Raw genomic sequence first — 4315 nt, forward strand, 5'->3', positions numbered from 1 at the left:
ACGAGCCGCCGGCGGTGCACGATCGCTACGGCCGGCACCCGATGGGCCGCGGCCTCTTGCTCGCCCGGCGGCTGGTCGAGGCCGGCAGCGCGCTGGTCACCGTCAACTGGCACAACGACGGCAGCGACGTGAAGAGCCCCTTCTGGGACACGCACAAGGACAACTTCAACTCGCTCCGCGACCGGCTGATTCCGCCGGCGGACGTGGGCTTGTCCGCCCTGCTCGACGACCTGGACGAGCGGGGACTGCTGGCGACCACGCTGGTGGTGGTGCTGGGCGAGTTCGGCCGCACGCCGCGGATTGGCCGCATCGTGATGAACTCCGCCACCGACGCCAGCGGCCGCGACCATTGGCCGCACGCGTATAGCGTGCTATTGGCCGGCGGCGGCGTGCGGCCTGGGCAGGTGTACGGGTCCTCGGACAATCGGGCGGCCTACGTGGTCGACTCGCCCGTCACCCCGCCCGACCTTACCGCCACAGTCCTGCACGCCCTCGGCATCGACCCCCAGCACCTGATCCACGACCTTCAAGGCCGGCCGCATAAGCTGAGCGACGGAAGAGTGGTGCGGGAGTTGTTTTGAGGCGGGGCGCAACGGGAACTATGCTCTATATTAGCACCGGCCATTCACCCGGCGGAGTGCCAAAGATCGGCTTGTGCGGTAGGTCAATGTCGAAATGCCTCATTCTTTTCCGCAAGAACGATTCAATCACGTCCGACTTTATGGCATGTAACCGTGGATGAAATCCCCACGTTCTCAAGCACGCAATGTTAAACGTATACATGCACGCCGTAAACTCGTCCCCCATGAAGCGGTCACTGGGATACACGTCCGGAATGATCCTGGACGCGATATCCTGCATTGCTTTCGTCGCCTGCTCCCCATCGAGATAATCCGTCATACGCTCGCGAAGCTTCACGTTCAGAACAACATTGTAGACAGCCGAGATTATCATCCAGTCTTTGTAGCCGCGATTATACCATTGATCGCAATACTGACAAAAACCGGGATCCTGCTGCAATGCGTCGAGCTGCTTCGATAGCTTGTCACGAATCAGCTTGTACCGATTTCGGACTTGTGCGGCGGCCTCTTCTTCATTGAATCGACGATGGATCGGGGCGGTTGTACCAGTAGTTGAGGTCATACCTGTCTCTCCCAATTAAGGCGCCAACGATTACGCACGTTGGTGATGCGCTTAAGGCGCGATCAAATGTCCCCTCTTCTCCCCAATGATCAATCTCGGCAACGAGATCCTCAATAGGATCCATTGTAGCGTCGATAATTACCCGCAACATAAATTGATGGAGCCATCCACACATTTCTCCGCGACTCTCAATCATCCACCGGAGCATATCGGGCTTAAACAAAAGCTCATAGTGCGAGTGACACTCCGTGAGTGATTGATCCGTACCGGAGATCTCCGTAATTGGCGGGTTCTCGCCCGAACGGCTCTCGTCTACTGAAAAAACGATATGGTCAACGATTAATGCAAGATGCTCCCACCGGGCAAGAGCTAGAATGGCCTCCAATACACCAAGCAGGTTTTCTGAAAACAGAATTGGCCCGAAAGAGTTGCGAGACGTGACACGAAACGCGATGCCCATAACCGTAGTCCTAAAACAGCAGTGAGACCGTGTTTCTCCCGTCATTTCGCGCATTACTCCCTTTTCGGGCATTTCCTCGCGCCAGCGTCGGAACGACTCGTGTACCTCGTCAACAGACGCACCTACAAGACCCGCTAGCTCACTCGCCACCTCGGCGCTATCGCCACTGGCATACGCGAGCGCATCGTGTGCCATCGGCATTCCGAGCGACTGTAAGACAGAAACCAATTCGCGAAGCTCTCTCGCATCTCCTGCCTCAAGGTTGAGAAAGAAACACCCTAGCCACAACTCATTTTGGCGAAGATCTTCGGAAAGTCGATCACAACGATATACTTCTGGATCAAGTTGCGAAAGTGACATCAAGCAGATTTCGTACCATGCTAGGAACGGTGCCACGCGCCCCAATGCCAGTTCGCACCAGCACATTCGTTTCGCGGCTAACAAGCCTAGAAACGGGTCCACAAAACCGCGTTCCGTGACTCGCAATGCCAGTACCGCTCCCAAAAGCGCCTCCATTCTGGCCGCCCAGAACAGTTGCATGTGCAGGTATGCATCGCAGCATGCAAGGGCTGCTCGGCAGCTATCCTCAAGAGACTCCTCCTTCGCGAGCCGCGAGCGCGCCTTTCCCAATAACAGCAGTGATTCGCGATGATGGTCATTGACCAGTAGCTGCTGACCTCGCTTCAGCAGCATCTCGCCCTCGGCACGGTCGCCGCTGCGCTGCCGGACCAGTTCGCTGGCCTCGTTAAACAATTCCTCGTACTCGGGCACGATGTCGTCGACAAATTCCCCTATGGTCGAGATATCTTGAACGATTGAGCTCAGTGGGTATGTTGCCATGCCAGACGACCGGCGGAGGCAATCGCGAACCCGATTGCACACAACCTCAAAGGATTCATCAATTACAGGGAACATCTCTTGATACAGCGCCTTTCCAGCATCGTCGAGGCGATTCGGGGGTTCGTACTTTCTCCTTTCCCAGGCACGCATTAACCGCGTCAACCAGAGCGTCGTTTCGGCATAGAGCGCATTATTAGGGCGGAGAGAATCACTCGCCAAGTCCTGAAGCTTCTCAGTTATCGCCGTTAGTCGCGCAGAAACTCGCGCATCATCAACGGAGATCTTACCCAGGCGCAGCGCGCCGGCTAGAAGCGTCAACAAGTTGCTAAGGAGTGCGCATTCTTCCGTGTCGACGATTTCGGATAGGTGTTGCTCGATGACCAAGTAAATGGCAGCGACTTGGAGTGGATCGTCGTACCACCAAAGACTCGTCCATGCGTGATCATAACACGCATTGATGATTTGTTTAGTATTGCCAAAGGCGACGGCGAGTTGTCGGGCACGAGTGAACAACCCGTCGACTTCATGACGTGGTTTTTCTAATCCGCGCGATAGTATGGCTGCCCGCCGGTAATCGGCTGACAATAGGTAGTCCGTGGGATAGTACTCAGTCGGCCGCGATAGATGGTCCAGCAAAACGTCAAGTTCCTGCCCTCTCGCGGTATCACGTGGGCCAATTGCGCGAGTCGAACCCATTCGGCCGGTTAGGTTCAGGCTTTCGAATGCAATGTCCTGGCGACGATGATCGAAGACGCGACTTAAAATCCAGCTTCGGTCGAGGATATGGACATCGAAACCATATTTGTCAGACAACAACTGTTCGGACTCGCTGCGGTCTTTGTCGCGAACGAATTGATTGCTAATAAAGTAGACTTTGTCGAAACGTCGGGCCAGCTCAGCAATCTTGTGGACGTCACTCTTGACTTTCGATTTCCAGTCCTTTTTGCAGCTAAAAGCAAACGCCCAATTCTCGCTGGTCGGCTGAACCGCACCACTCCAATATGTGCGTTCTGCGAGCTCTTGAGAAACAGGATACGTTGACGAGTCGGTTTTGCTGTCTCCACCCCCAGTTGGCCCTGTTTGAGGCCGAAGGTTCGGGCAAATCTCAACCTCGGCAAGGCGGCGCGCAAAATTCTCAAACGCATGTTCCTGACTTCGGCTCGTCAATGTCTCAAGATGATACTCAAAGTAACCTCGGTCAAGCGTTGACTCAGTTGCGTCCACGGAGTCGGAGAACAGCTCTGGACGAGTTCTCCGCATGTATTCCGCGGGGTCAAAGTCGCCACGCTCGATGAATTCAGTCAGGAGTGAGTGTTGTTTCGACATTGCGTACTAATCCAATTTCCACCACCTCTTGAATCGGCCCACGGTCGTCAAGAGATGCATGGGCCGGTTCGAGGCGCCGGATATCGACAGGGTCATTCTAACGAACGGTTGCCCCGCATGCGATTGCCGCCGGGCGCCACGGATCGGCGCGTAGCGGGGGCTCTCCGCGTTGCCCGTGCGTGACGCGGCCGGCGCCCCGTTCCAACGTCCCGCGAAGCGCTTGCTAATACTGCACACTGCGAAACGCCTCACCGATCGCGGGCGAAGGTCATCCGCTGCATCGGCCGTTAGGCGTCAGGCCGTCTCTGTCACTCCGCCCGCTCGGCGATGCCGAGGACGGGGGTGGAGGTTGGCAGGGGCCGGAGAGGGGAGTAACCGCCCCACCGGGCGCCGGGGTGCGAACCGGCGGCAGGCGCCCAATGCTCCACCACCAGCCGCGCGCCGACGACGGTCCAGCGCTCGATGCGATCGTCGTCGTAGGCGATGACGATGGTCCCGTTTTGGACGCCCACCCGGCCGCCGGACGACCGCGCCGGCTCGACGACG

General features: G+C 57.1%; 4 protein-coding genes. 1 reads left to right on the forward strand and 3 read right to left on the reverse strand.

Translation table 11 applies throughout. The features are described from left to right. Window positions 1–14: 14 nt before the first annotated feature. Entirely contained in the window at window positions 15–581 is a 567-nt protein-coding gene (locus SGJ19_14210; protein MDZ4781403.1) for a DUF1501 domain-containing protein, read from the forward strand. Window positions 582–606: 25 nt separating this feature from the next. Here SGJ19_14210 and SGJ19_14215 read toward each other — a convergent pair whose 3' ends face one another. The 3 genes from SGJ19_14215 to SGJ19_14225 all read right to left on the reverse strand — a co-directional run. Then, complete coding sequence (locus SGJ19_14215; GenBank protein ID MDZ4781404.1) at window positions 607–1143, reverse strand: hypothetical protein; 537 nt, start codon at window positions 1141–1143, stop codon at window positions 607–609. Further along, the gene (locus tag SGJ19_14220) at window positions 1094–3769 is read right to left on the reverse strand and encodes a hypothetical protein (GenBank protein MDZ4781405.1); all 2676 of its coding nucleotides are present in this window, start codon (window positions 3767–3769) and stop codon (window positions 1094–1096) included. The genes SGJ19_14215 and SGJ19_14220 overlap by 50 nt, the downstream gene beginning before the upstream one ends. A gap of 308 nt (window positions 3770–4077) precedes the next feature. Further along, window positions 4078–4315: hypothetical protein (locus SGJ19_14225; protein MDZ4781406.1), on the reverse strand; the 238-nt coding region annotated here is incomplete at its 5' end.

This window comes from Planctomycetia bacterium, from assembly GCA_034440135.1.
Taxonomy (GTDB): domain Bacteria; phylum Planctomycetota; class Planctomycetia; order Pirellulales; family JALHLM01; genus JALHLM01.

Excerpts from the sequence above, each read along its gene's own strand:
- SGJ19_14215 (MDZ4781404.1), bottom strand. The coding sequence starts at position 1,143 with ATGACCTCAACTACTGGTACAACCGCCCCGATCCATCGTCGATTCAAT.
- SGJ19_14220 (MDZ4781405.1), bottom strand. The coding sequence starts at position 3,769 with ATGTCGAAACAACACTCACTCCTGACTGAATTCATCGAGCGTGGCGAC.